The sequence below is a fragment of the Bacillus sp. 05T31 genome, from assembly GCF_056396725.1.
Map to the genome: position 1 here is coordinate 1 of NZ_JBFTMA010000590.1, position 2,859 is coordinate 2,859.

The 2,859-nt window shown below is 35.2% G+C and carries 4 protein-coding genes; all 4 read right to left on the minus strand.

The window, feature by feature from the left end; translation table 11 throughout:
- The coding region (locus AC1DJR_RS24745; protein ID WP_477003736.1) for a DUF4274 domain-containing protein at positions 1-217 on the minus strand (217 nt) is incomplete at its 3' end.
- 24 nt (positions 218-241) lie between these two features.
- The gene (locus AC1DJR_RS24750; protein WP_429688721.1) at positions 242-1,939 is read right to left on the minus strand and encodes an AHH domain-containing protein; all 1,698 of its coding nucleotides are present in this window, start codon (positions 1,937-1,939) and stop codon (positions 242-244) included.
- Positions 1,940-1,971: 32 nt separating this feature from the next.
- Complete coding sequence (locus AC1DJR_RS24755) at positions 1,972-2,298, minus strand: MFS transporter (protein WP_429688722.1); 327 nt, start codon at positions 2,296-2,298, stop codon at positions 1,972-1,974.
- Positions 2,298-2,859, minus strand: a 562-nt coding sequence (locus AC1DJR_RS24760; RefSeq protein ID WP_477003737.1) for a DUF5081 family protein, incomplete at its 5' end; no start/stop codon positions are given. The genes AC1DJR_RS24755 and AC1DJR_RS24760, both read right to left, overlap by 1 nt.

The following is a 2,859-nucleotide window of genomic DNA, read 5'->3' on the forward strand; positions in this document are numbered from 1 at the left end:
CGTCTGCATAATGAAACATTAGTAATCCCGTTCCTAAGTCACAATCTTTGTTTTCAAGAATTGCATTTGGTATATCAAATCCACTATTCCAATTATAATTTGCTGCAAAACAATGAAGGATTATTGGATTATCTATATTCTTTATTCGGCTAATTGTATCCTCGTTATTTGTATTATAAAGTAATTCTTCAAGCAAACTAATATCTTTATTTTCCATTACACCTTACCACCTTACTGATATTTACTTATTTTGTATTTCCAATTGTTTTAGCTTTCTTTCCCAAAGTTCCACTGTTGCACCTTGGCTTGGGTACAATGGTAAACCATTCCCCTGTAATTTTCTTAAATTTTTTTGCAAATCATATACCTGTTTTTGTAAACTATCAATACTTTGGTTAATATCCATTTTATTTAATGCTCTTGCAACTACTTCATTGTAAACAGAATGATATCCTCTATGTCTAGCCATTGTACTTATATTATCATCTGGTACTCTTAGAAAAATACCGTTTGATGAGTCATCAAAGTTCATACCTATCTTTTTAATTACAAGATTATCTGCCATTTCAGAAGGAATAATATGCTGTGCTTGATATCCACTCCATTTAGTTGAACGTTTAAGCCCCATTTCTGTCATCATATTTTTTCCTAATTTAGTAGAATTTCCTCCTGTTACAATACCCGGAGTACCAGGAATAATCCTACTACCTTCACCCGTACCCTTAACCCCACCACTCTCCAAATTCGAGATCCTACTCTGAATACTCGCCTTTGAGGCATCATGGGCTTCTTGGAATTTCCCGCTATAGTTCGTTCCAGATCTAACGACACTTCCATCTGGCAGTATTTCTACACCTTTAACGAATGGGGTTACGGAGTCCACACCTTTTGCTACTAGACCTTTAATGAAATAGTCCGCATCATTAATCTTATCTACGGTTTTCCAGCCTTGTATTTTTAAATTTTTTAATAGATTATTTTCCTTAAGCGATTGTACCACATTTTTACCCAAATTTGGATTAAAACCAGGCATTCCTTCTTTGAATTTTAATAATTTCGCTAAATCAGCTAATTCACTCGTGCCTTTGAATGCTTTTACTCCTTTTCCTACTGCTCCAACAACTGGGATTGCATCTAATCCGCCAAAAATGATGTTTCCTACCCGCTCTTCTTGGCTCAATTTCCTATGTGTTCCCCAGTCTTCTCCGTCGATACCACTTTTGATTTGTACAGCGCCGTATACTACTGCGGCAGCGGCCCCGAGTGGTGGGCAAAGGATTGTTGTGATGATGATTCCTACGCCTATTCCTATGTCTCGCACCATTTCTAGTTTTTTCTGTTCATCTTCTATCGATTTGTATTCAAATCCTCGTGTGGATGGGACTACTTTCTTGTATTCTTCATAATTTAGTTTTGCATCTGGATTTTGTTTTTTTAGTTCTTTGTATTCCTCTCTAAGTACGTTATCAAATGCAGGTGAATCTCTAAAAATATCTTCTACTGTTATTTTATCTTTCTTCTTCTGTATTGTTTGTGGTACACTTCCGTAGCCTGCATGCGCACCTGGTAATACTGTCGTTGTTGTAGAGCCAATTCGGTTATTTGTTTCAAAACTGAGAATAGATGTATCTCTCATTTTTTGAGCAAATTTATCCATTTCTACTAAAAAAGGTTTATCTATATGTTCAGATACCAATCGCCCTGCTTCTCCGCAATATTTTTGTAATGTCGAATAGCTCTCGAGTAACTCCCCGATTTTTCGCGATTGATCTTTTGGGTTAAAATGTATACTACCATCTGAGTCTAATTCTCGTATTCTTCCRTCAATTCTTTTTAATAATTCATTTGCGTCCCGTAATTTCATGAGTGCATCTTTTGTAATTCGATTCATACCATCCCCCATGTTTTGCCATGGTTCAGGTCTATATTTCACATCCATCTCGTTTTCATCCCCCAGCCGTATGGTGATTTCTACAACTTACTTAATATTTCACGTAATTGTTCGTCCTTTTCAAGCATTTCTACACATGCGTTCCTTACAAGTGTCGCCGATCTAGAATAGTGTTCAGCAAATTCAAGTGTTTTGTGTAATATATCAGGATATTTTTCAATTACTCTCATCGCTTCACCTTTTTGATAAAAATCACAGCTTAATAAACTCTCAATATTCGTCCCAATGACATCTACATGGATTTTATATATATTTTCTAATTTCATTACTATATCAAGTAGTTCTTCAAAATTAACTAATACTTCTTCTCCACCACTAGAACCACCATCTCCCATTGATACTTGCATTATTCAATACCTCCTAACGAAAATTGTCTCGGGTCAATTAATTTTTTATACGGCATTTTTAACACGTCATACAATTTCTTATTAACCGCATAGAGGCTCACCCAGTCATATCGATTACGATCTACATCTATTTGAACGAAATCTTCTCCTTCAGTGAAATATAAGAAACATTCCCATTTTCCTCCTCTATTACTCCGAGGCCTCGTATACGTTTCCATCGCTATAACGTCTTTATTTGATAAATCTTTTTCCTCAAATGTTTGTTGTTCTGTTTCTGTCATTCTCTTTGAGAAAAATGTATCTTCTATTTCCCTCGGTTCTCTCAACAAGAAAGGGATGCGTGTTAATAATGAAAAATATACGTCTGGCTTTGGTATGTAGTCGATCTCGTATTTTTTATTTGGCTCTACTTCTGTTAATACAGCCACTCGATCTTTATCATGTTTCAAAAAACCAATTAATACATTATTAATTCTCGTGTATTCATGACAATTTTCATATTCCTTTAATAGCTCAATAATTTGAAAAGCTGCAGGGGTAATTCCATTTTCACTTGTAAGT